We start from the raw sequence: 23,086 nt of genomic DNA, 5'->3' as shown, positions 1-23,086 counted from the left end.
TCGCCGTGACCGTTCTCGAAGTGGAACACCTCAACGTCGCCTACCGCGACCGACCCCACACCCCCGTGGTGGAGACCGTGAAGGACGTGTCCTTCCGCGTCGACGCCGGAGAGGCGCTGGGCATCGTCGGCGAGTCGGGCTGCGGCAAGAGCCAGACCATGCTGGCCGTCCTCGGGATGCTCGGCCGCGAGGGCGGTGAGGTCACGGGCCGGGTCGGCTTCGACGGCCAGGACCTCACCCGGCTGAGCCAGAAGCAACTGCGGGCGGTACGCGGAGCCGGTATCGGCCTGGTGTCCCAGGACGCCCTCTCCGCCCTCAACCCGGCCATGACCATCGGCCGACAGATGGCCGAACCCCTCATCCGCTACGACGGATACGACCGCCGTACGGCGGCGGACCGATGTGCCGAACTCCTCGACCTCGTCGGCATACCCGGCCCCCGGGAGCGGCTGCGCGCCCATCCGCACGAACTCTCCGGCGGTATGCGCCAGCGCGTCCTCATCGCCATGGCCATCAGCCGCGAGCCCAAGGTGCTGATCGCCGACGAGCCCACCACCGCCCTCGACGTCACCATCCAGTCCCAGGTCCTGCGACTGATCGACCGGCTCCGCCGCGACCTGCGGATGGCGCTCGTCCTGATCACCCATGACCTGGGGGTCGTCGCCGGCGTCACCGACCGGATCGCGGTGATGTACGCCGGCCGCGTCGTGGAGAGCGCACCCACGACCTCGCTGTTCGACGCCCCCGGCCACCCCTACACCCGGGCGCTCATGTCCTCCATCCCGAGGATGGACCACCGGGTCGACCGGCTCCCCGCCATCCCCGGCTTCCCGCCCGCGCCCGCCTCGCCACCTCCCGGCTGCGCCTTCCGGCCACGCTGCGCGGTGGCCCGGCCCGCGTGCGACGACTCCGTTCCACTGCTGGTGGGCCACCCCTCCGGCGACCCCGCGCACTTCGTCCGCTGTCCGTACCCCGTGCACGACAGCAACGGGCCCACCGTAGGAGCGCGCTCGTGAGTACGGTCGACATACCCCCGGTCGTCACACCCCCCGTACCTCCGGCCGCGGTGACGGTGGAAGACCTTCAGGTGCACTTCCCGGTCCGCACCGGCGTGCTGCGGCGCGTCACCGGCACCGCCCGCGCCGTGGACGGCGTCTCCTTCACCGTGCCCGCGCGCAGCGTCGTGAGCGTCGTCGGCGAGAGTGGCAGCGGCAAGACCACCACGGGGCGCGCCCTGGTCGGTCTGTCGCCGGTCGCGGCCGGCCGGGTGCGTATCCAGGGCCGGGACCTCGCCGAGCTGCGCTCCGACGGGAGCCTGCCCCGTACCGCCCAGATCGTCTACCAGGACCCGTACGCGAGTCTCAACCCACGCATGACGATCGGCGCCATGGTCCGCGAGGTCGTCACGGTGCACCGGACCGTGCCCAGGGCCGACGCGCCGGCCCGCGCCGAGGAGCTGCTGGCGCAGGTCGGTCTCGCGCCCGAGTTCGCCGACCGCTATCCGCACGAACTCTCCGGCGGCCAGCGGCAGCGGGCCGCCATCGCCCGCGCGCTGGCGGTCGAGCCACGGTTCATCGTCTGCGACGAGATCGTCTCCGCGCTCGACGTCAGCGTCCAGGGCCAGATCGTCAACCTCCTCAAGGACCTGTGCCGCGACGCCGAGGTGAGCTTCCTGTTCATCTCGCACGACATGAGCGTGGTCCGCCATCTGTCCGACCATGTCGTCGTCATGTACGGCGGGCGGGTCATGGAGAGCGGTCCGGGCGACGCCGTGTTCGCGGCACCCCGGCACCCGTACACCCACTCCCTGCTCGCCGCCGTCCCGCTGCCCGACCCCCGCGCGCCCGGACTGCGCGGCGGTACGGCGCTGCGAGCCACGCCGCCGGACCCCACCGACCCGCCCGAAGGGTGCCGCTTCCAGCGCTCGTGCGCCTTCGCCACGGAGCTGTGCCGGACACAGTCCCCGCCGACCACGACGCTGCCGGGCACCGGGGACCACACGGTCGCCTGCCACCACCACGACTCAACTGACGTACGCACAGCGCTCACCACCGAAAGGACCGCAGCACCATGACCTCACCCGACGGCCCCGCCACGCCCGGCCCCTCGGCGTCCGCACCGGTGTGGACCTCGTTCATCGCGGGACGCCCGGCGGCGCCGCACGGCGCGCGGATCCCGCTCGTGGACCCGGCCACGGGAGCGGTCTGGGCGCACGCCCACCAGGACCCCGACGCCGTCGACTCCGCTGTCGAAGCCGCCCGTACGGCCCTGCTCTCGCCGTCCTGGGGCGCACTGCCCCAGCACGCCCGCGCCGATCTGCTCCACCGTCTCGGTGACGTACTCACCGCCCACCGCGACGAGTTGGCCGAGCTGGAGACCCTGGCCAACGGCAAACCGCTCGCGGCCACCAGGGCGGAGGTGTCCGCGCTGGCCCGCTGGTACCGCTACTTCGCGGCCGTCGCGGAGACCCTGGAAGCCCGCTCCCGCACCCTCAGCGACACGGCGAACGCGGTGATCAGCCAGGAGCCGCTGGGCGTGGTCGCCGCCCTCACCCCGTTCAACGGAGCGCTCTCCCTCGGCTCGTGGAAGCTCGCGCCCGCCCTCGCGGCCGGCAACACGGTGATCCTCAAGCCGCCGCCGCAGGCACCCGCGTCCTCGGTGCGGCTGGGTGAACTCGCCCTGGAGGCGGGGTTCCCGCCCGGTGTCGTCAACATCGTCATCGGCGGAGCCGAGGAGGCGCGGGCCCTCACCGACCACCCGGACGTCGCCATGGTCACCTTCACCGGCAGCACCGCCGTCGCCCGGGACCTCGGAGCGCGGGCGGCGGCCCGTATGAAGCGGTACGTCTGCGAGGCCGGCGGCAAGTCCGCCCACATCGTCTTCGCCGACGCCGACCTCGACGCCGCCGTCACCGCCGCCCGCCAGGGCGCCTTCTCCGCGGCCGGCCAGACCTGTGTGGCGGGCTCCCGGATCCTCGTACAGCGGGAGGTGTACGAGGAGTTCCTGGCCCGCTACGCCCACGCGGTCGGCAAACTCCGGGTCGGCGACCCCCGCGATCCACGCACCCACGTCGGCCCGCTGGCCTCGGCGGCGGCGCTGACCAGGGTCGAGTCCTATGTCGAGGACGCGGTACGCGACGGTGCCCACGTCGTGACCGGCGGCCGGCGGCCCGCCGTGCCCCCGTCGTCGGCGGCCGGCTTCTGGTACGAGCCGACCGTACTGGCCGGTGTGCGGCCCGACATGGCCGTCTGCCGGGAGGAGGTGTTCGGACCGGTCGTCACCGTGCAGCCCTTCACGACGGAGGACGACGCCGTGGCGCTCGCGAACTCCCTGGAGTACGGCCTCGCCGCGGGCTTCTGGACCCGTGACGCCGCGCGCGCCCACCGGGTGGCCCGCCGTCTCGACGCCGGGGTGGTGTGGGTGAACACCTACCGGCTGCTGCACTGGTCCGTACCGTTCGGCGGTTACAAGCAGTCCGGACTCGGCCGTGAGAACGGCGTCGAGGCGGTGCACGAGTTCCTTCAGACCAAGTCGGTGATCACCGAACACGGGCTCCCCGCCGACCCGTTCGGCGACTGACCGATCCGCCGGAGGGGACACCCCTCCACCCGCCGCCACACCCCTCCACCAGCACAGCAGGGACACCATGGAATTCCTCGTCAACATCCAGATCGACTGGCCCCACGACATGGACCCGGAGAAGAAGGAGTCGGTCTCCGAGGCCGAACGCCACCGGGCCGCCGACCTCGCCGCCGCCGGTCATCTCGTACGCATGTGGCGTGTGCCCGGCCGCACCGAGAACTGGGGCCTGTGGCAAGCCGCCGACCCCACCGAACTGCACGCGATCATCTCGTCCTTGCCGGTCTGGCCATGGATGCGCGTGACCGTGCACGCACTGGCCGACCACCCCGTCGATCCGGCGGGAACCACGCCCTGATCCAAGGGAGTCGCACGGGGCCCGCCGCATCAGGACTGCCGGCGTCAGGTGGGCATCGCCGCCTGGAGAGCCTGTTCGAGTTCGGGGGCGGTGGGGAAGCCGAAGTCCGGTTTCTCGCGCAGTGCTCGGTCGATCACGTCCGCGAGCGGCCGGGGTACGGACGGGTCGCGGTCGCGGACGGGGACCGCCGGGGATTCCAGGACGATGCGCCAGGGGTCCTCGCCCCTCGGGAAGTTGCGGGGGTGGGCCCCGGTCAGCATGGTGTAGAGGCAGGCGGCGAGCGCCCATACGTCGCCGCCGGGGCGGGAGTCCTTGAAGTTGATCACCTGGCGGGCCAGCATGAACCAGGGCTTGCCCGCCGCCTCGCCGGTGCGGGTGAGGCCGCTGAGGCCCGCGCGGTCGAACGCCTTGGCCAGGCCGAAGTCGCTGATCTTCGCCGTCAGGGAGCCGTCCGCGCTCTTGTGCAGCAGGATGTTGGACGGGCTGAGGTCGCGGTGGACCACGCCCTGGCTGTGGGCGTGGGCCAGGCCCGCCAGGGCCTGGCGGGTGAGCCGGACCGCCTCGGGCACCGGCAGTCGTCCTCCGGAGCGCCGCAGCAGGGTGTCCAGGCCGCCGCCGTCGCAGTACTCGGTGGTGAAGAAGAACACGCCGCCACGGAATCCGCTGCCCTCCAGCGCGGCGATGTTCGGGTGCCGCAGCGCCTTGGTGAGCGCCACTTCGCGCAGGAAGCGCTCACGGGCCTCGGGGCGCGTCGCCACCCTCGGCAGCATCACCTTCAGGGCCACCCGCTTCCCGGACGATTCATGGCGGGCCAGATGCACCACGCCCATGCCGCCGCGCCCGAGCTCCTGGAGCAGGGTGTAGCCGGCGATCGCGTCGAGCTGGGAGTGCCCGGAGTGCTCCGGGTGCCCGGAGTCCCCGGATCGCGCCATGTCGAGGAGCATCCTGAGCATCGCGGCCGGTTGGGCCTGGCAGGCCGCGCAGAGGTAGTCCCCCGGCCGGCCGGCCACCTCGTGGCCCACCTCGCGGGCGCACTTGGCGCACCGGGCGCGGCTGACGGTGTCCCCGGCGTGGATGTCGACGCGCAGGACCGTGTCGCCGATCCTGATCTCGTCGCCGTCGGTGAGGTCGTGTTCGGGGTGGGTCTGCGCGGCGGCTTCCTCGGGGGTCTCGTCCTTCGCCCGCTGGCCGATCTTGCGGCCGTTGACGTACGTGCCGTTGAGGCTGCCGAAGTCGCGGACGCGGATCGCGGGCGGGTTGATGTCCAGCAGGCAGTGGTGGCGCGAGACGGTGCGGTGGTGTTCGTCGTCGGGCAGGCGTGGTGAGCACTCCCTGGAGCGGCCGAGGACGGAGGTGGTGCGCTCCTCGAAGACGTAGGCGGTGCGGTCGAGTCGGCCGCTTGCGACCGTGAGGGTGACGGTGGGGGTGGGGGTGGGCGTGGGGCTGGGGGTGGGGGTGGCGGGTTGGCTCATCGGGTGGGGACTCCTGGGGCGGCGGACGGGGGCGGAGGGGGGGGCGGGGTCAGTACTTCGCCTGTTGGCGTTCCTGGAACTGCTTCTCGAAGTCGGCGATGAACTGCGACGGCGCGACGGACGACGACGAGTGCACCAGGACACCGTCGTCGGCGATGTAGAAGATCGCCCGGCCGATGGAGATCTCACCGCGCGGCACGGGTACGTAGACCCTCCACCCGATGCTGAACCGGTCGGCCACCAGCTCCGAGGCCGAGTAGCCGGACGTGTTCCCGAGGGCCAGCACGTACTGCCGTACGCGGGCGATGGCGTCGTCCTCGTGCATCCGCGTCGGCACCGTGACCACCAGGTCCGCGAGCGAGAGCTGGTACAGCGCGCCGTCGATGTCGAAGCCCTCGTCGCCGAATACGCTCACCAGCGTCTCGCGGGTCACCACACCCGCCTGCGCGGCGGACACCAGCTCGGACGCCAACTCCCGCTGCTCCTCGGTCGGTTGGCCCGAGCCCGTCAGCAGCCCGGCGACGATGCCCGCCGTGGTGTCGGCCGTCCAGGTCCCCGGCACGGTGGTGCTCAGATCCTCCGCCGACGGCGACTCGCCCCGGTACCAGCGCCCGGCGTCCCACCAGTAGCAGTACGACAGCAGCCCGGTGGCGGCGCGCGGGTTCAGCACCAGGTCCGTCACCCAGTCCGGGGCGCCCGCGTACAGGTCCGGCGCTTCGGCGCCGTCGTTGTAGACGGCGTCCAGCCTGGGGTCCTCCCACAGTCCCCCCGACAGCACCGCCCGCCCACCGGGCAGCGGGTAGAGCGTGGAGCCGGCCCGGCGGGAGCTCTCGAACCAGCCGAGGCCGGGTCTGATCCTCGGCCCCCACTCGGACTCCGCGGCCACGAACGCCGCCGAGATCACCGCCCAGCGCGCCCACATCTGCGGAAAGTCCGGGAAGTCGTTCCAGCTCAGGGTCGGCCACCGCTTCGCCCTGCGGTCGGCGCGAGCCGCCACGGCGGCCTGCCGCGGGGTACGCCGCTGCCGGTCGCCGTGCGTGATGTACGCCGCCAGCCACACCGGCAGGCCGGGCCGCGGATACGTCTCCATGTCCCGCCGGTACGCCCAGGGCTCGAACAACTGCCCTTCGGGGAAAGGCTCTTGGCCGTAGTCGTACGACACCGTCAGCTCACCGATGTCGTCCAGCTCCAGCGTCAGCCGCCACCACGGGCCCTCGTCGAGTTCGGCCGAGATCTCGCGCTGTTTGCGCACCAGTCCCAGGACGGCGGGCGGCGGCTCGATCGTCGCCCATCCGCCGTCGAACACGGAGACCTCCACGTACTCGGTGTCGACCGTGAGCGCGAACTCGGCCTTCAGCTCCGCCCAGTCGGGCGGGCAGGCCCGCACGAGCGCGCGGCCGATACGCAGCGCCAACTCCTTGGCCGGTTCCTGGAAGCCGGGCCCCGCAGGCAGCGGCGTACGGCGTTCCCCGGCCCCGGCCCCGGCCCCGTCCTCGTTCCTGGCCCACACATCGGGTCGCCCGACGTACACCCGGAAATCCTCGAGTAACTCCTCCATGAGCACCCCTTCGTGCGTTCTCGTTTCGATGGTCCGCGCCGCGCCGGTCCCGCCGCGTCAGTCGCCCGGGTCGGCCGCTTCGTGGGTCTCCCACATCCAGTCGAGCGCCCACGACCGGAGCGTTCCGTCGCCGTCCGCGGCGAGCACCGCCCGCCCGTCCGGCGTCATCGCGAGGCAGTCCGGCGCCTTGTCCTGGCCGTCGAGCGTACGCACCGACCGGCCGCTGCCTACCTCCCACACCTGGATACTCGTGCCGGCCGACACCGCGTACCGTCCGTCCGCGGTGATCCGCAGCCCACCGGCGGCCGAGCCCTTGTCGAACGACCGCACTTCCGCTCCGGTGGCGACATCCCACCGGCGGATGTTCCAGTCGTGGCCGCTCGCGGAGGACAGGACGAAGGTGTCGTCGGCGGCGACGCACAGCGCCGTCACGGCACTCGTGTGCCCCTCCAGGACACGCAGGCACCCGCCCTCCGCCAGATCCCACAGCCGCACCGTCGCGTCGGCGCCGCCCGACGCGACGAGGCGGCCGTCGCCCCCGACGTTCAGGACGTTGACCGGGCCTTCGTGACCGGTCAGCGTCCCCGTGAGGCCGCCGGTGTCCACGTCCCAGAGCCTGATCGCGCCGTCGCCGCAGCCGACGACGGCCTGCCGCCCGTCCGCGCTGAACCGCACCGGCACGGCGGGTGCGGGGGCGAACGTGTGCGTCCGCAGGACGCGCAGGCATTTCCCGGTGCCGATGTCCCACAGCCGTACGGTGCCGTCCTGGCCACCCGACAGGGCGCGCCGGCCGTCCCCGCTCAGGGACAGCGACCTCACCGGGCTCTGGTGGCCGGTCAGTTCACGTACGAGGCCGCCCTTGCGCAGATCCCACGTCCGGACGGTCCAGTCGGCGCCGGCGGACAGCGCGAGTCGGGCGTCGTCGGTCAGCTCGACCGCGTACAGATTCTCGTCGGACGCGTCCAGGGTCCTGGTCGGCCACGCCGTGCGCAGCCCCGCCCGCGACGAATGCCGCCCCAGCTCCCACCAGGCGGCCATGACCCGTGGCGCGCGCTCGTGCCCCGGAACCTTGCGCGCCCGCGTGAGCAGGTCGTGCGCCGTCGCGAAACGGCCGCCCGCCATGGCCCGCTCCGCCTCGGCGACCCTCGTGGCCGCCTGGTCCTCCAACTCCCGCAGCTTCGCGAGCGGGAGGGGGCGGCTGAGATACGGCGGGGCGAGATGGCCGCCCGGCAGGTCCAGCGGCCAGGCCCGTACGCCGTCGTGGCTGTCGGCACAGATCGCCAGCCCGGAGCCACCCGCCGAACCGCCCGCCGAGCCGCCCGCCGCCCCGGTCCCCGACCTGAGCAGGAGAGTGCTGATCCGGATGTCCCGGTACGTACGCAGACACTGGCCGCCCCGCAGGTCCCAGAACTTCACCGCGCCTCGCGTGTCGTCGCCCGCGAGCAGAAACCGGCCGTCGGCGCTGAACGACAGGATGTTGGCGCGCTCGCCCCTCAGGACCCGCGAACACCGGCCGTCGTCCAGGTCCCACAGCGTGATCGCCCCGTCCTGGTGGGAGACGGCCGCCGTGTGCCCGTCGGGCGGGAAAGCCACGGCGATCACCGGCGCCTGGTGGCCGGTCAGGACCCGTTCGCAGCGGCCGCTGCCGAGATTCCACAACTTGACCGAGGGGCCCTCCCGTTCCCACCCGCTGGACAGCGCCCACCGGCTGTCCGCGCTCACCTCCACCCCCTCCACGCCGAGGGCGTGCCCGGCGAGCGGCGTCCTGAACTCCCCGCCTCGGGTGTCCCAGACCCGGATCGTGCCGCTGGACCAGCCCCACAGGGCGAGCCGTCCGTCAGGAGTCAGCCGGACGTTGTCGGCCTCCGCGCTGAGGGTGCGCAGGCAGCGTCCGGCGGTCAGATCCCAGAACCGTACGCTGCTACCGTCGCCGCCCCTGCTCGCGGTGACGGCGAAGCGGCCGTCCGGGGTGAGGTCGACGCTGCTCGCGTGCGAGAGGCGCCCTTCGCCGGGGTGTTCACCGAGATCCAGCAGGCACTGTCCGCCGGGGATGTCCCACAGCCGAATCCCGTCGTAGCCACCGCTCAGGGCCAGTTGTCCGTCGGGCGTGACGCGGACGGGCAGTTGGGAGCGGTTCGGGTTGTCGTACTCCACGTATCTCGGAATCTCGCGCGTGCTGGTGACGCGCGCGGAGCGGACGGTGCCCAGGGCCGACCGGACCTCCGGCTCCCTGGACGGCACCTTGGCCACCTCCTCCAGCAGCTCGCGGGCCGACTGGAGATCACCGCGCTCGATATGCACCTGGGCCAGTAACTGCCGTACCTGCGACGGGTCTTCGGCATCGGGACGCACCGCTTCGATCCGGGCGATCAGGTCCTCGTCCGTGGCGGTGCCGCGCCGCCACCGCAGCACTCCGCTGTTGTACGTCGCCCCCAGGTGCCTCGGATCGGCCGCCAGCGCCTGCGCGAACTCCTTCTCCGCCTCGGCCGTCTTCTCCAGGTCGAGCAGGGACACACCGCGGTTGTTGAACTCGTCGGCGCGCAGGTCGGCCCCGATCGGCTCCGGGCGCGCGTGCTCACGGCCGGTCGCCTCGCGGTGGATGCCGGCGATACGGGCCGCCACCTCGGTCATCGAACGGGGCCGGTCCGCCGGGTCCTTGGCCAGGCAGTGGGCGAGCAGACCGGCGAGGCCGGGAGGCATGGGCGGCAGATGGGCCTCGCCCGTACCTCCGGAGTCGAGGTAGTCCTGGAGGGACGCGCCCACCGCATGACCGACGTGCCAGCTCCGCCCGCCGTTGAACATCTCGAAGACCAGCACCGCGAAGCTGTAGATGTCGCTGCGCCGGCCGAGCCGCCGGCCGGCCGCCTGCTCCGGCGAGGCGTACTCGTCGGTCCTCCCGCCGTTGGGGACCAGCACGGTGACGCCGGGCGGCGGCACCGAGCCCGCCGGCGCCAGGTCCGGCGCCGAGTCCGGTGCCGGGGTGGCATCCGCCGGGTCGCCCGCCGCCGCCGCGCGGGCGCGGGCCAGTCCGAAGTCCGTCACCTTCGCGGTGCCGTCCCGCGCCACCAGCACGTTGCCCGGCTTGACGTCCTGGTGTACGAGACCCCGGCCGTGCGCGTGGGCCAGACCCCAGGCCGTCTGGATCGCCAGATCCAGCATCCGGGCCAGCGCCACCGGCGGCCCGCCCGCGTACAGCCTGCCGTCCCCGATCCACCGGGCGAGGTCGCCTCCCTCGACATACTCGGCGAACACACAGGGGACGCCGTCGATCGTGCGTACGTAGTGACAGGCGCAGACGTGCGGATGCAGTCCCAGCGACACCCACGTCTCCGCCTCGGCGACGAACCGCTCCTTGTCCGCGGAGTTCCTGAACGAGCCCGGCAGGGGGCGCTTCACCGCCAGATCGGTCTCCCACGCCAGATGTCGCACCCGGTACACCGTCCCCATGCCGCCCTCGTGGGGCGCGCCCAGCACTTTGTACAGGCCGTCGATGACCTTGCCCTTCGGCCAGTGCGAGGGGGAGGGCGGAGGAGCCGCCTCAGATGCCGTCACGTGCCTCTCCAAGGAGCCGAGCCCGTAGGAAGTCGTATGAAGAAGACTCTCCGGAAAGCCCCGCAGTTCCTCCCGGCCGGGAGTTCTCCCGGAGCGGAGCCGACATCGGTCGTCGGCCACCCCCGCGCGCGCGGACTGGCTACCGTGGGCGGAACGGCGAATCGGGGGACCGTAATGAGTGAGGAAGTCGTCCAGCGGCTCTACTTCGGGCGTGACGACGCCGAAAGCGACATCACCGTGGGCCTGTTACGCGAGGGCTTCATGCGAACAGCCGCGTACGAAGAGGCGTTGAACGGCCGGAAGATGCTGGTCATCGGCCGCAAGGGCTCCGGCAAGAGCGCCATCCGCGTACGACTGGCGGGCGACGTCGACCGCGTCGGCGGCGCGGTCGTCATCACCCCGGACGACGCGGCCGGGGACGAGCTGCGCAGATTCGAACTGCAAGGTCTGACCGGCGACACCGCCAAGTCCCTGATCTGGCGCTATGTCTTCGCCGTCCACGCGGCCCGGCATCTGGTCGGCCACTACCGGGAGCACCGCCGGCTCGTCCCCGGCTCGGTGAAGGCGCTGCGGAGCTTCCTCCTGGCGAACGACGAGGCGGTGGACGAGCGGCTGTACGACCGGCTGGTCAAGGGCGCACGCGGACTCCAGACGTCGCTGTCGCTGGAGGCGTTCGGGGTCAAGGCGGCGATCGACTCGCGCGGCGCGAGCGAAGGCTCCCGCGCCACCCGCCAGTTGGAGATCCTGGAGAGCGGTGTCGCGCGCGCGTTCACCGATCTGGGCTGCGCCGGGCGGCACCCGCCGCTGCTGATGATGGTGGACAAGCTGGAACAGGTGTGGTCCAACGACCCCGACAGCAACGCCATGGTCATCGGGCTGCTGCTGGCCGCGCAGCACACGGCCGGAGCGTACGGCGGCGCGCTGCGCTGTCTGCTGTTCCTGCGGTCGGACATCTACGACAGCTTGCAGTTCGGCGAGGGCGACAAGTTCCACGGCGACGAGATGCGGATCGACTGGACGCGCTCCGCGCTGCGCGACATGGCCGTCGCCCGCGCCCAGGCGTCCGTCGGGTACACCCTCACGCCCCAGCGGCTGTGGCGGGAGATCTTCCCGGCGAAGGTGGCCGGCGAACCCACCTTCGACTATGTGTACTCCCGGGCGCTGCCCCGCCCCCGTGACGCCATTCAGTTCCTCAACCTGTGCCGCGACCGGGCGGTCGTGCGGGGGCACGACCGGATCTTCGAAGAGGACGTCATCGAGGCGGCCCAGCAGTTCTCCGAATGGAAGCTCGGCGATCTCGGCAAGGAATATCTCGTCAACTACCCGTATCTCTCTTCCCTGTTCGAGATGTTCCGCAACAGCGGTTATGTGGTGATGCGCGGCGCCGTCGAAGCCCGCCTCGACGAAATGGCCGTCACGCTGCTCCAGCAGTTCCCCGAGTACGCCGAGGATCTGTCCGTGGACGCCGTGGTGGAGACGCTGTACGCGGTGAGCTTCCTCGGGGTGCGGCTGGGCAACGACGTCGTGTACGCGACGGACCGGCACCGGACGGTCCAGCCGTACGAGCGCGAGTTCCACATCCACCCGTGCTTCCGCCCCGCGCTGAACGCCCACAACGCCACCGGTCTCTACCCGTACGAGCCCCAGCACCTCGCGTACCGTATGCGCTCCTCCTCCTATCCCCGCAGCCGCTCTCCCCGGATCGCCGGGGCGAGCGTCGGCCGGGACTTCGGCCTGATGGAAGAACTTGTCCGGTCGTGCGAACGGATCCTGCGCCAGATGAGCCGGACCACCTCGATGCCCGTCGAATCCCGTGACGAGGTGGCCCGCGAGGTCGGACGCGTCATGCAGGACGCGAACGAGTCCCTGACCCAACTGCGCGAGGGGACGTCCGTCGACACGACCCCGCTGCTGCTGCGCGCCGTGTACTACCTCCGGACGCTCGCCGAGCAGCTTCTGGCCAACGGCCTGGAGCACGAGACGGGCACCGAGACCGTCGCCCGCCGGGTCCAGGACGAGTGCCGCCGGCTGACCCGCACGGTCGGGGGCGGTTACGGCAGCTCGGGGGACAGCGAGTAGCCATGGGTCCACGCGCCGGCGTTCGGTACGCGACGGGGCGCCGCGCCCGCGTTCAGAACACCGGCAGCGCGGTCAGCGAGGTGCCGTCCAGGAGGAATACGCGGTTCCCGTCCGCCGCCAGCCAGTAGGCGTCGTTGTTCTTGATGATCCGGAACACCCAGGGCGGACGGTTGGCGTCGGAGAGGTCGGCGACATTGATGCCGCCCCCCGTCTTGTTGACCGCGACCGACCAGAAGCCGCTGCCCTGGACGACCAGCGGGCTGGGGGGATCGCACTCCAGCAGACCCGCGTACACCCAGTCGCTCGCCTTGCCGTCCGGCAGGTTGAGTCGGATGGGGAATTGGATGACGGCCGCGTACACATGCTGGCCGTGGATCGTCGGTGGGCCCCAGGAGACCGCTCTGCCGTCCGGGGGTTCGGGGTTCTGCGCGGTCCAGAGCGTCTTGCCGGTGGTGATGTCGACGGCGGACAGGTTCTTGCCCGTCACGCACAGGGAGCGCCCCGAGACGGCGAGTTTGGGCCGGCCGTCCTCGGACTGGTCGCGCCGGTCCCACACTTCGCGGCCGTCGGAGGTGTCGAGGGCGACGACGGAGCCGTCCGGCGTGGCGATGACGAGCCGCCCGTGCGCCACCTCGCCGCGCGACGCGGCATTCGTACCGAGGTCCACGCCGGCCTCGCCGGTCCAGCGGGTCTTGCCGTCGCGCCGGCCGATGGCGCGTACGCGGCTGTCCCGCGTGATCACATACACCGCTTCGTCGTCGGCGGCGAGGAGCGAGGACGCGTCCGCCGAGGCGGTCCACTTGGGCCTGCCGGTCGACGCGACGAACGTCACGAGGGTGCCGTCGCCGTCGACGGCCGCCACCAACTCGTCGGAGAGCGACAGATATCGGTTCTCGGCCACCACCTCCGGCGCCGACCAGCGGAGTTTCCCGTCGACCACGCCGCGCGCGGCGATGCCGCCCTTCGGCGCGCCGACGATGAGCACGTCGCGTACGGGCAGCGGCGCGGGTGTGTTCCGGGCGAGCGCCGAAGGGACGCTCCACAGCGGGTCGGGGGCCTCGCCGAGGACGTAGTCGCCCTTCTTCGCGTCCAGGATTGCTGCCTTGGGGGTGCGTACGGCCGCCGGGATGTCGAAGGGTCCTTCGCCGTCCGGCGTACGCAGGTTCCACCACGCCACGGCGCCGCCGGCCGCGAGTACGGCCCCGCCCGCGGCGATTCCCGTCAGCAGACGGCGGCGTGAGACGCCGCCGGGTGCGACGCCGCCCGGTGCGACCGCGCCCGGCACCAGTGTCGTCAGCAGGTGGAGCCCCTGCTCGCGGGTCGAGATGTCCTGGGCGATCGGGCCGCCCCGCCAGGCGTGTTCGGCACCCGGTGGCGGCGCGAAGTACCGGGCTATGTCGTCGGGCCGGGGCCGGGCCGCCGGATCCTTGGCGAGGCAGGGGCCGATCAGCGGCTGGAGCGTGGGTGGTACGCGGTCCAGGCGCGGCTCGCCGTGGACGACCTCGTACTGCACGGCGGCGACGTGCGCGCCCTCGTACGCGCGCTGCCCGCTCGCCGCGTACACCAGTACGGCCCCCAGGGAGAAGACGTCGGCGGGCGGACCGACACGGTGGCCGAGCACCTGCTCGGGCGCGCCGAAGCCGGGGGTGACCGGGACCTGGCCGGTGGTGGTGAGCGTGAGGCCGTGCTCGGGGCGGGCGATGCCGAAGTCGATGACGCGCGGACCCGTCGAGGTGAGCACGATGTTGGCAGGCTTGAGGTCCCGGTGGACGAGACCGGCGGCGTGGATGTCGCGCAGCGCGAGGGCCAGCGCCGCCGCCAGGGCCCGTACGGTCGCTTCGCCGAGCGGCCCGTGGGAGCGGACGGCGTCCTCGAGTGTCGGCCCGGTCAGGAACTCGGTGGCGATCCACGGCCGCCCGCCCTCGGTCCGGGCGTCCAGCACCCGGGCCACGCCCGCGCCGGTGACGGCCTTGGCCATCTCGGCCTCGCGGACGAAGCGTTGGGTGAGGTTCTGGTCGTGCGTCAGGTGCGGGTGCAGGACCTTCACGGCGGCGGGACGCCCCTCGCCGTCCTGACCGACATAGACCTTGCCCATGCCTCCTTCGCCCAGCACCGCGAGGACGCGGTACGGACCCAGTCGGATCGGGTCTCCGGATTCCAGGGGCTTCATGGACTGTGGCGCTTTCTGTGGGCTGCGTTGGTCGTGTGGACTACTCGAGTGGATACGCGGCGGTGTACGAGTCCCCGAGGGCGATCAGCCGCCGGGCGGACTCATGGGCGAAGAACCGCTCGCCGGAGGCTTTGACGGGACGCGACCCCGCGCCGGTCCGCAGGTCGGCGGCCACGAGCCCGGACGCGGCCTTCGCGTACACGCGCGCGACGCCGACCACGGGCGGGGTGTCGAGGTCGTCGGCCGTGACCGCGCGGGTCTTCTCCGCCCACCGCGAGCTACCGCTCGTGGCGTCGAGCGCGAGAAGGCCGCGGCCCTCCTCCACCGCGTACACCACACCGTCCTTGACGGCCGGCGGGCTGTACCGCGCCCCGTCCGGCCCCTCGTCGTAGCGCCAGGCCACCTCGCCGTCGGCGAGGCGGAGCGCGAGGAGTTCACCCGCCGCCGGGTACACATGGCGGCTGTCGACCGCCAAGTGGGCCCGGCTGAAGGCCGGTTGGTCGCCGTCGAGCGGGCGGTCCCACACGGCTTCGCCGGTCGGCGCGTCGCGTACGACCAGGCGCGGCTTCCCGTCCGCGGACTGCTGGACGAGGATCAGCCGGTCGTCCACGGCGCGGGCGGACAGGAAGTGCAGCCGCTCGGACTTCTCCGGCCGGGCGGGGAGCGGGACTTCCCACAGCTTCTCGCCCGAAGTGATGTCGACGCCGAGCAGGAACCAGCTCTGGTCCTTGCCGAAGCCGGTGGTCGCGTGGCGGCCCCGGCCCGCGGCGAGATAGACGGCGTCGCCTGTCGCGCAGAGCAGTTGAGTCCCGTAGAGGATCGCGCGCAGGTCCTTGAACTCGGTGAACGGATCGTTGATCTTTCCGTCGGCCGCGTTGACGGTGGAGATGCCGAGCGGCTGGGACTCTTCGAGGGTGTAGTCGGCGGTGTAGATCCGCTCTCCGTACGCGACCGTCCGGCGTCTGAAGTAGACGTCGGGCTCGGACCACTTCCGGTCTCCCGTAAGCGGATCCAGGCCCTGTATGCCGTACTCGCCCACGACGACCAGCCCGTCCAGGGTGAGCGGTTCGGGCAGGACGAGAGCGTTGTCGTAGCTCGTCTGCACCTGCCAGAACATGTCCCACTTCGGGGACTTCGGCGGCGTCGGGTCGGGGGCGGGCGCCTTGCCGTCCGTACCGTCCTGACGGCCGAGCCAGGCCCAGGCCCCCGCGCCGACCGCCGCCGCGCCGAGCACGGAACTCCCGCCGAGCGTCAGGAGCTTGCGCCGGGACATGGCCGAGGGCGCGGTGGGCGCGGAGGGGGTGGTGGTCAAAAGCGCTTCGGCGACGTCATGTTCCGGTGGTGCCGGCAGCCGGTGCGGCCGGGCGTGCCAGACGCCGCCCGCCCGGCGGGTGATCTCGCCGAGCAGGGGTTCGGGGAGACGGTCGGCGAAGTCGCCCTGTCCGTGGCTGAGTTGGTCGGGTTGGTCGGGTTGGCCGAGCTGGGCGGCGAGTTCGGTGGTGGTGGGGCGGTCGGCGGGGTTCTTGGCGAAGCAGCGGTTCAGGACCGGGAACAGGGCCGGGGGGACCGCGTTCAGGTCGGGGTCGGCGTAGCGGACGCGGTAAAGCAGGTCGGCGGGCTGTCCGGTGCCGAACGGGCCGTGGCCGGTGGCCGCGTACGCGAGAACTCCGGCGACCGCGAAGACGTCGCCCGCGGAGGTGTGTTCCTGGCCGGTCGCCTGCTCGGGGGACATGAAGGCGGGGGTGCCGGCGGCGGCGCCGGTGCGGGTGAGATGGTCGTCGCCGATGGCGCGGGCGATGCCGAAGTCGATGACTTTGGGACCGTCCGCCGTGATCATGATGTTCGACGGCTTGAGGTCGCGATGGACGACGTCCGAGGCGTGGAGCTGGGCGAGAGCCGCGCAGAGCAGGGTGCCCAGTGCGCGTACGGCCGGCTCGGGCAGCGGGCCCGCGAGCGCGACGGCGTCGTCGAGGGGCGGCCCGAGCACGTACTCGGTGGCCAGCCAGGGGGTTTCGGCGAGCGGGTCGGCGTCGAAGACCCGGGCGCCGTGGACGGGGCCGATGACCCGGGCCGCGTCCACCTCCAGACGGAAGCGGGTGCGGAAGGCCGGGTCGGTGGCGATGCGGGCGTGCATCGTCTTGAGCGCCGCCGTACGGCCCGTGGCCGAGCGGGCGAGGTAGACGGTGCCCATGCCGCCGCTGCCCAGACGGGCGATGAGCCGGTAGGCGCCGAGCCGGTGCGGGTCGTCGTGCGTGAGTGGGGTGAGCATCAGCCGGTCAGTCCAGGACGGTGGGGGTCGGAAGGGCGGCGGGCGGGAGTTCGGCGGCGAGGGCGTCCGCCGACTGGCGCGCGAGCGCGGCGACCACGGAGGCCGGCAGCGGGATCGGGACGGTCGTGTCCAGGACCGTGGCCGGGGCGGCAGTCTGCGCCGCGGGCCCGCTCGTGGCGGACTCCAGATACGTGAGGACCTGCTGCGCCCGCGGACGTCGCGCGGGGTCGCGTGAGAGGCAGGCCGCGATCAACTCGCCGAGCGAGGCGGGCAGTTCGTCGCGTTCGGGAACGGTGTGGCCGGTGGCCGCGTACGCGAGCACCGCCCCCAGCGCGTAGACGTCCCCCAGCGGACGGGGCCGTCCGCCGTCCGCCTGCTCAGGGGCGAGTGCGCCGGAGTCCAGTCCCGGCAGACCGCCGCGCCGCTCGCCGTCCGGCGCGGCGGCCCGTACGGCTCCGAAGCAACTCAGCCGCGGGCCCTCGGTGGTGAGCAGTACGGCGTCGGGGGACAGGCCCGCGTGCGTCACACCGTGGGCGTGGGCGGCGGCCAGTGTCCGGGCGAGCGCGGCGCCCAGCGCCCGTACGACCCGCTCGGGCAGCGGACCGCCGTGCGCGCGCAGCGCGGCGGGGAGGGGGAGGGCGGGGAGGTACGGCGTTGTGCACCAGGGCGCTTCCGCCGTACCGCCGACCTCGTCGACCGGCAGCAGGCCCGGTATCGAGAGCTGACGGGCGGCCTGTGCCTCGACGGCCCAGCGGGCCGGGTCGGCGTCGCGGCGCGGAAGGCCGACGAGATACGTGCGGTCGCCGTCGGCGCCGCGCGCGATGAAGCGGCGCGCGGGGACGGCCTGTTGGGAGTCGGCGTCGAGCCGGCCGAGGGGGACGAAGGGCCCGATACGTGGAGGGTCGTCCTGGCGCAGCCGTTCCACGTACGAACACTCCCCCCGGATCGTTCTGGGGCCGCGACAGGTGATGGCGGCCACCACGAGCTTACTCAAACGCCTGTTCAGGGCTGCGGGGAGGTGTCCTGGCGTGGTGTCACCGGGAAGGTGGCGGCGCCGGCGAGGGCGGTGAAGGCGCGGCGGGTGTGGGCGGACAGGGGCTCGGCGTGGGACACGGTGTCGGCCGCCGTGCCGGCCGCGGACGCCCATGTCGCCAGCGCACAGTGGAACGCGGCGACGACCATGTCGGTGGCCAGCCGGGGGCGCGGGTCGGCCGGGTCGGGGATGTCGAGACGGCGGTACAGGGTGGCCAGCGCCGCACGGGTGGTGCGGTCGCAGAAGCCCAGACCGTGCGCGTCCATCGAGGGGGTTCGCCCGGTCAGATTGCGGCTGAGCAGGACGCGGTGCGACCACTCGTCGGTGGTCGTCCGGTCCAGGGCCGTGAGCAGGGTGTCCTGGATCAGTGCCAGTACCGGGCGGTCGGCGGGGCCGAGGTCGGCCGTTTCGAGTACGTCGAGGAACGTCAGCCACAGGTCCTGTGTGGGGGCCATCGCGACGTCTTCCTTGCTGGTGAAGTAGCGGAAGAACGTGCGCTTGGAGATCTCCACGGAGTCGCACAGCTCGTCGAGCGTCACCTTGTCGAAGCCGCGCTGCGTGAACAGCTCCAGGGAGGTGTCCACCAGGAGCTGACGGGTGCGCCGCTTCTTGCGCTCGCGCAGCGACGACGGCGGCCCCGGCGACGACGGTGGCTGTGACGACTGCGACGGCGGGGGAGATGCGGGCGCGGTGCTCATGACCTCAACCGTACCCGAGAAGCGAATGCCTCTTGTGCGCTTATGCCACTCAGTGGCACATTGGGTAGGTCGAGTCCTTGCCCTCCAGGAAAGGCGTTCTCTCGTGCGCGCTCTGCTTGTCGACCACTCCACGCCCGCCGGTCTGCGCCTCGGCGAGGCTCCCGACCCCGCCCCCGCTCCGAACCAGGCCCTGGTCCGGGTCGCCGCGACCTCCCTCAACCACGGCGAGGTCCGATTCGTCCTTCGGGAGGCCGCCGACGGCGCCGTACTCGGCTGGGACGCGGCCGGAGTCGTCGAACGCGCGGCGGCCGACGGCTCGGGCCCGCCCGCCGGTACGCCCGTGGTGACGCTCGGACCCGACGGCGCCTGGGCCGAACTCCGCGCCGTCGACACCGACTTGCTGGGCACGGTCCCGGACGGCGCCGATCTCGGGGCCATCAGCACCGTCCCCGTGGCGGGCGCCAGCGCCCTGCGCGCGCTGCGCCGGATCGGTTCGATCGTCGGCCGGCGGATCCTGGTCACCGGCGCGACGGGCGGCACCGGGCGGTACGCCGTACAGCTCGCCCGGCTCGGCGGCGCGCACGTCATCGCCTCCACCGGCGACCCGGACGCCCACGGGGACAGCCTGCGGGCGCTCGGCGCGCACGAGGTGGTCGCGGGTCCCGCCCATCTCGGCGCGCCCGTCCACGGAGTCGTCGATCTGGTCGGCGGCGCCCAACTCGTGGACGCCTTCGCGCGACTGGCTCCGGGCGGGACGCTGGTCTCCGTCGGCCATGTCGCGATCGGCGAGGGGGAGAACTTCCCGTACGGCGCCCTCTTCGGCGACGACGGATGCCACGACCGCTCGCTCGTCACCTTCTATCTGCTCGACTGCCCGGACCTCGGGCCGGACCTCGCCCTGCTCGCGGCCAAGGTCGCCGCCGCCGAACTCGACGCCCAGGTCTCGTGGCGCGGTGGCTGGGACAAGGCGCCGGAGGCGATCGAGGCCCTTGTCGAACGCCGCCTCCACGGCAAGGCCGTCCTCGACCTGCGCTGATCCGGATACGGCGTCGGCCCCCGGGACAGGTCCCGGGGGCCGACAGCCGAACTACGTCACAACTGGGGTCAGTTGGAGTTGACCAGGTCGTGCGCCGGCACCTTCACCGTGCGCGCGCCCGGCTTGCCGCCCAGGACGACCTTGCGCAGCGCGCTGTTGTTGGTGAGGCTCGTCTCCTTGAGACGGTTCTCGGGGTTGGCCAGCACCTGGATGTAGTAGGTGCCGTTCGCCAGGTTGGTGATGTCGAAGGACTGGCCCGGCAGGTCCTGCGTGTACGTGTCGCCGGAGCCGACGTCCAGCACCTCACGGACGGAGATCGAGTTCTCCTGGCCGCACGCGGTGGACAGGTCGGTGTTGCCCGGGTGCCAGTTGGCGTTCTTCACCGTGTAGTCGACGGCGTCGGTGTTCGCCAGGCAGAACGCCTCCTTGCCGCTGCGCACCTGCTCCTTCTGGTCCGCCTTCAGCAGCCGGTAGCTGGCGAAGTCCGTGAAGTGCCAGTGCTCGTGGCCGGGCCGCGGGTCCCACTCCATGGTGCCGGTGGGGGTGTAGCCGATCTGCTTGCCGTCCGCGTCGTAGAAGTACTGGTAGGCGTCCATCAGCTCCTTGCCGGGCTTGCGGAAGCCGTCCACGACGAGCTGCGCGGGGCCCGCGTTCCAGACGTTGGCGCTGAAGGCGAGGTAGTCCTTGCCCTTGACGTCCTGGCCGCCGTCGCTGATCTCGATGCCGTAGGCCGGCAGCGAACGCAAGTCGGGCTTCGGTACGTCCGGCACGGACGCCTTGCCGGTCGGGCGCTTGGCGTTGGGCTCCGCGCCCGGCGCCTTGCGGGAGCCGTCCGTACGGCCGGGGCCGTCACCGACGGGCGCCACCGCGCTGCGCAGCGAGGACTTCTTCAGCGCCCACGGCAGGGCCGGCGGCGCGGGGATGAGCGGGCCGTGACCCACGTTGTACGAGGGGCCGGCGCCGCTCGTCGGGGCGGCCGGGGCGGCGGGGCGCTGCGCACCGTGGCCCTCCATGCCCTCCATGTTGGCCATGTCGTGGCCGCTGTGCTCGGACGCCGAGCCCTTGCTGCTCATCCCGACGCCGCCGCCCTCGTCTTCCCAACTGCGCTCGCGCACGGTCAGCTTGATGAGCTGCGGCTTGCTGGAGATGCCGAAGAGGTCGCGGTAGCTCTTGCTCACCGTCACCTTGGCGGTGTACTTGCCGGCGGCGAGCTTGACCGGTGTGGAGCCCCAGCCGGCGTACGTGTTGGACGCCCAGCCCTTCTCGACACCCCACACCGAGCCGAGGGTGAACGCGTTCTCGGGGCAGCTCTCCGGGTACTTCGACTTGGCAGGACCGTCGGGGTCGATCCGCCCGGCGGCGTTGTTCGGGCAGTACTTCTCGGTCTTGTCGACCACGACCTTGCGGTTCGTGTCGGTGATGGTGATCCGGGCGAAGCCCGGCAGCCCCGAGAAGTCCTTCACCAGCCCGGCCGGAAGGGCCTTGGTGCTGGTGCCCCCGGCACCGTCGTGGATGATCTGCTCGGCGACGACCGGGTCCTTGTACGACTTGCGGGTCACCTTGAGTTCGAAGGGCCCGCCCTCGGACGTGAGGTAGGTACCGAGGTCGAGGTAGACGCCCGGGTCCTCCTTCCACGAGTCGAGTGTCAGCGACTTGGTCGCGGCGATCAGGCTGAGCTTCGGCGTGGTCTGCGCCGTCGTGTCGCCGTGCGCCGCGGCCATGACGCCTGCGGTCACGGCGAGCGCCGCGGTGGTGGCCAGCACCGAACGCCGGAGCCGTCGTGCCTTGTGCGTTCTGGTCATCGTTCCTCGTTTTCCGAGTTCTCCGAAAGCCCGAGTGGGCCTGGACGGTGGACGAACAGCCGGCGCGAAGGACGGTCTCTGATCGCGGAACTGTCTCCCTAGTACTGAGAGCGGGAGAGAGTGCTGTGGGTTGTCTGTGAATCGGCGCGACCTGAATCGTTGGCCGAAAGTCGCCGTCGGGCGCCGGATCCGGCCAAGGCCCGGATCACGCCCGGCTCGGGCCGCCTGTTCAGTCCAGGTCCTGCTCGGGCGACGTCGCCCACCAGTGGACGAGCTGGTAGACCGTCGCGTAGCCCAACTCGGTGCGCAGATTGGTCAGATGGACGTTGATGGTGCGCGAGCTGTAGCCCAGCGCCGTCGCGATCTGCTGCTGGTCCTGCCCGGCGACCAGCGCGCGCAGGATCGTGCGCTGGAGCTGGGTGCTCACGGCGCTGCCGGCGGTGACCTCCGCGGGCCGTTCCGACGTGTGCCACTCCTGTCCGAGGGTCCACTCCTTCTCGAAGGCTTCGGCCAGATGCGCGCAGACGGCCGGGTCCCGCACCATCCACGCGCCCGCCGAGTCCGGGCGCCCGTCCAGATGGTCGGAGAAGAAGGCGACCTTCCGGTCGAACACGAGCATGCGCATGAACGGCCTTGCCAGGGTGCGGAACAGCGCGCCCTTCGGCCCCATGACGGCGACCCGCTCCCGTACGAGAGGGTTGGTGCGGGCGCTCACGTGATACAGCGTGCGGAACCTGACACCCCTGCTCAGCGCGGCCAAGTCGCGGTTGTACGCCTCCGTGAGGACGAACCGCGTACGGTGTCCGGGCTGGGCGGCGAGCAGTTCACGGGCCTCCTCGGCCGACTCGCCGATCTGGCGGTTGGCGGCCCTGACCCCAAATATGTACTGGGACCCGGCCCGCAGGGACTCGACCATCGACGGCTGGTGCGAGCGCAGTTCGCCGAGCACGGCGGGAATCTCCTCGAGGCGCGCGGCGGTGCGTGCCAGCTCACCCTGTACGGACGCGCGCAGCCGGCGCTCCAGTCTGTCCAGACTCACCGGGACGTGGCCGCCGAGCGGTTCGGCCAGGACGGCGCCGAGCGCGAGGAGGGGAGCCATCCCCGGTTCGTCGGGCGAACGCACGGTCTCGCCCGCGACGAGGCGCGCGTAGAGCGCCCGTGACTCGGGCGGCAGGATCGAGTCGATGTCGACCGCGCCGGTGTCCGCGCGGATGTGCGCACGCGCGTCCGCGTCTTTTTTCGCCGCCTTGGAGTTCGGCCTCGGGTTCGCGTTCGGGTTCACGTTCGCGTGCGCGTTCGTCTCAGCCGTCATCGCTTCTGTGCCTTCGAATCCCGGAACTTCCGACGTCTGAACAGCCGTATTTCTTGATCCAGGCTGCGGGACCAGCCAGCCTAACTTCTCACCGGCCGCTTGCGCCTCGGACGGCCCAGATCCACTCGACAGGCCCTCGGAGCCAGGACAGGCGACAGGCGGAGGGCA

15 protein-coding genes are annotated in these 23,086 nt (G+C 72.1%); 6 read left to right on the top strand and 9 right to left on the bottom strand.

Annotation, left to right across the window (positions count from 1 at the left end; genetic code table 11):
• Window positions 1–5 precede the first annotated feature (5 nt).
• From OG329_RS17155 to OG329_RS17140, 4 genes are all read left to right on the top strand, one after another.
• Window positions 6–1,016 (top strand): ABC transporter ATP-binding protein, encoded by a 1,011-nt coding sequence (locus OG329_RS17155; RefSeq protein WP_405796093.1) that lies wholly within the window; start codon window positions 6–8, stop codon window positions 1,014–1,016.
• Window positions 1,013–2,074 carry an oligopeptide/dipeptide ABC transporter ATP-binding protein gene (locus tag OG329_RS17150; protein ID WP_405796091.1) on the top strand — a complete coding sequence of 354 codons (1,062 nt, stop codon included), beginning with the start codon at window positions 1,013–1,015 and terminating at the stop codon, window positions 2,072–2,074. The genes OG329_RS17155 and OG329_RS17150 overlap by 4 nt, the downstream gene beginning before the upstream one ends.
• Window positions 2,071–3,579, top strand: coding sequence for an aldehyde dehydrogenase (locus tag OG329_RS17145; RefSeq protein ID WP_405796090.1), 1,509 nt, complete (start codon window positions 2,071–2,073; stop codon window positions 3,577–3,579). The genes OG329_RS17150 and OG329_RS17145 overlap by 4 nt, the downstream gene beginning before the upstream one ends.
• 67 nt (window positions 3,580–3,646) lie before the next feature.
• Window positions 3,647–3,937 (top strand): muconolactone Delta-isomerase, encoded by a 291-nt coding sequence (locus OG329_RS17140; RefSeq protein ID WP_405796088.1) that lies wholly within the window; start codon window positions 3,647–3,649, stop codon window positions 3,935–3,937.
• Between the two features lie 44 nt (window positions 3,938–3,981).
• Here OG329_RS17140 and OG329_RS17135 read toward each other — a convergent pair whose 3' ends face one another.
• The 3 genes from OG329_RS17135 to OG329_RS17125 are packed head-to-tail and all read right to left on the bottom strand — an operon-like array spanning window position 3,982 to window position 10,519.
• On the bottom strand, window positions 3,982–5,409 hold the full coding sequence (locus OG329_RS17135; protein ID WP_405796087.1) for a protein kinase domain-containing protein: 1,428 nt from the start codon (window positions 5,407–5,409) through the stop codon (window positions 3,982–3,984).
• 49 nt (window positions 5,410–5,458) lie between these two features.
• The gene (locus tag OG329_RS17130; protein ID WP_405796086.1) at window positions 5,459–6,967 is read right to left on the bottom strand and encodes a hypothetical protein; all 1,509 of its coding nucleotides are present in this window, start codon (window positions 6,965–6,967) and stop codon (window positions 5,459–5,461) included.
• A gap of 57 nt (window positions 6,968–7,024) precedes the next feature.
• Window positions 7,025–10,519: a protein kinase gene (locus OG329_RS17125; protein ID WP_405796084.1), complete on the bottom strand. Its 3,495-nt coding sequence runs from the start codon at window positions 10,517–10,519 to the stop codon at window positions 7,025–7,027.
• A gap of 174 nt (window positions 10,520–10,693) precedes the next feature.
• Between OG329_RS17125 and OG329_RS17120 the strand changes: the two genes are divergently transcribed.
• The gene (locus OG329_RS17120; RefSeq protein WP_405796083.1) at window positions 10,694–12,598 is read left to right on the top strand and encodes a P-loop ATPase, Sll1717 family; all 1,905 of its coding nucleotides are present in this window, start codon (window positions 10,694–10,696) and stop codon (window positions 12,596–12,598) included.
• A gap of 52 nt (window positions 12,599–12,650) precedes the next feature.
• Here the strand turns inward: OG329_RS17120 and OG329_RS17115 are convergent, their stop codons facing one another.
• From OG329_RS17115 to OG329_RS17100, 4 genes are all read right to left on the bottom strand, one after another.
• Window positions 12,651–14,768 carry a protein kinase domain-containing protein gene (locus tag OG329_RS17115; protein ID WP_405796082.1) on the bottom strand — a complete coding sequence of 706 codons (2,118 nt, stop codon included), beginning with the start codon at window positions 14,766–14,768 and terminating at the stop codon, window positions 12,651–12,653.
• A gap of 40 nt (window positions 14,769–14,808) precedes the next feature.
• Window positions 14,809–17,037, bottom strand: a complete 2,229-nt coding sequence (locus tag OG329_RS17110; RefSeq protein ID WP_405796080.1) for a protein kinase domain-containing protein — start codon at window positions 17,035–17,037, stop codon at window positions 14,809–14,811.
• A 7-nt stretch (window positions 17,038–17,044) separates the two neighbouring features.
• Entirely contained in the window at window positions 17,045–17,962 is a 918-nt protein-coding gene (locus tag OG329_RS17105; RefSeq protein ID WP_405796079.1) for a serine/threonine protein kinase, read from the bottom strand.
• Window positions 17,963–18,039: 77 nt separating this feature from the next.
• On the bottom strand, window positions 18,040–18,768 hold the full coding sequence (locus OG329_RS17100; RefSeq protein WP_405796078.1) for a TetR/AcrR family transcriptional regulator: 729 nt from the start codon (window positions 18,766–18,768) through the stop codon (window positions 18,040–18,042).
• Window positions 18,769–18,871: 103 nt separating this feature from the next.
• Here OG329_RS17100 and OG329_RS17095 point away from each other — a divergent pair, with 103 nt between their 5' ends.
• Window positions 18,872–19,804 (top strand): zinc-binding dehydrogenase, encoded by a 933-nt coding sequence (locus tag OG329_RS17095; RefSeq protein WP_405796076.1) that lies wholly within the window; start codon window positions 18,872–18,874, stop codon window positions 19,802–19,804.
• Between the two features lie 68 nt (window positions 19,805–19,872).
• Here OG329_RS17095 and OG329_RS17090 read toward each other — a convergent pair whose 3' ends face one another.
• Together OG329_RS17090 and OG329_RS17085 are read right to left on the bottom strand one after the other, a co-directional pair.
• On the bottom strand, window positions 19,873–21,606 hold the full coding sequence (locus OG329_RS17090) for a lysyl oxidase family protein (RefSeq protein WP_405796075.1): 1,734 nt from the start codon (window positions 21,604–21,606) through the stop codon (window positions 19,873–19,875).
• A gap of 229 nt (window positions 21,607–21,835) precedes the next feature.
• Window positions 21,836–22,918: a LuxR C-terminal-related transcriptional regulator gene (locus tag OG329_RS17085; protein WP_405796074.1), complete on the bottom strand. Its 1,083-nt coding sequence runs from the start codon at window positions 22,916–22,918 to the stop codon at window positions 21,836–21,838.
• Window positions 22,919–23,086: the final 168 nt, after the last annotated feature.

This window comes from Streptomyces sp. NBC_01506 (assembly GCF_045040295.1).
GTDB lineage: Bacteria > Actinomycetota > Actinomycetes > Streptomycetales > Streptomycetaceae > Streptomyces.
This window is presented reverse-complemented; position numbering and strand designations above follow the sequence as displayed.

Coding starts and splice junctions, on each gene's coding strand:
- OG329_RS17145 (WP_405796090.1), top strand. CDS start 2,071: ATGACCTCACCCGACGGCCCCGCCACGCCCGGCCCCTCGGCGTCCGCA.
- OG329_RS17140 (WP_405796088.1), top strand. CDS start 3,647: ATGGAATTCCTCGTCAACATCCAGATCGACTGGCCCCACGACATGGAC.
- OG329_RS17135 (WP_405796087.1), bottom strand. CDS start 5,409: ATGAGCCAACCCGCCACCCCCACCCCCAGCCCCACGCCCACCCCCACC.
- OG329_RS17130 (WP_405796086.1), bottom strand. CDS start 6,967: ATGGAGGAGTTACTCGAGGATTTCCGGGTGTACGTCGGGCGACCCGAT.
- OG329_RS17120 (WP_405796083.1), top strand. CDS start 10,694: ATGAGTGAGGAAGTCGTCCAGCGGCTCTACTTCGGGCGTGACGACGCC.
- OG329_RS17115 (WP_405796082.1), bottom strand. CDS start 14,768: ATGAAGCCCCTGGAATCCGGAGACCCGATCCGACTGGGTCCGTACCGC.
- OG329_RS17110 (WP_405796080.1), bottom strand. CDS start 17,037: ATGCTCACCCCACTCACGCACGACGACCCGCACCGGCTCGGCGCCTAC.
- OG329_RS17100 (WP_405796078.1), bottom strand. CDS start 18,768: ATGAGCACCGCGCCCGCATCTCCCCCGCCGTCGCAGTCGTCACAGCCA.
- OG329_RS17090 (WP_405796075.1), bottom strand. CDS start 21,606: ATGACCAGAACGCACAAGGCACGACGGCTCCGGCGTTCGGTGCTGGCC.
- OG329_RS17085 (WP_405796074.1), bottom strand. CDS start 22,918: ATGACGGCTGAGACGAACGCGCACGCGAACGTGAACCCGAACGCGAAC.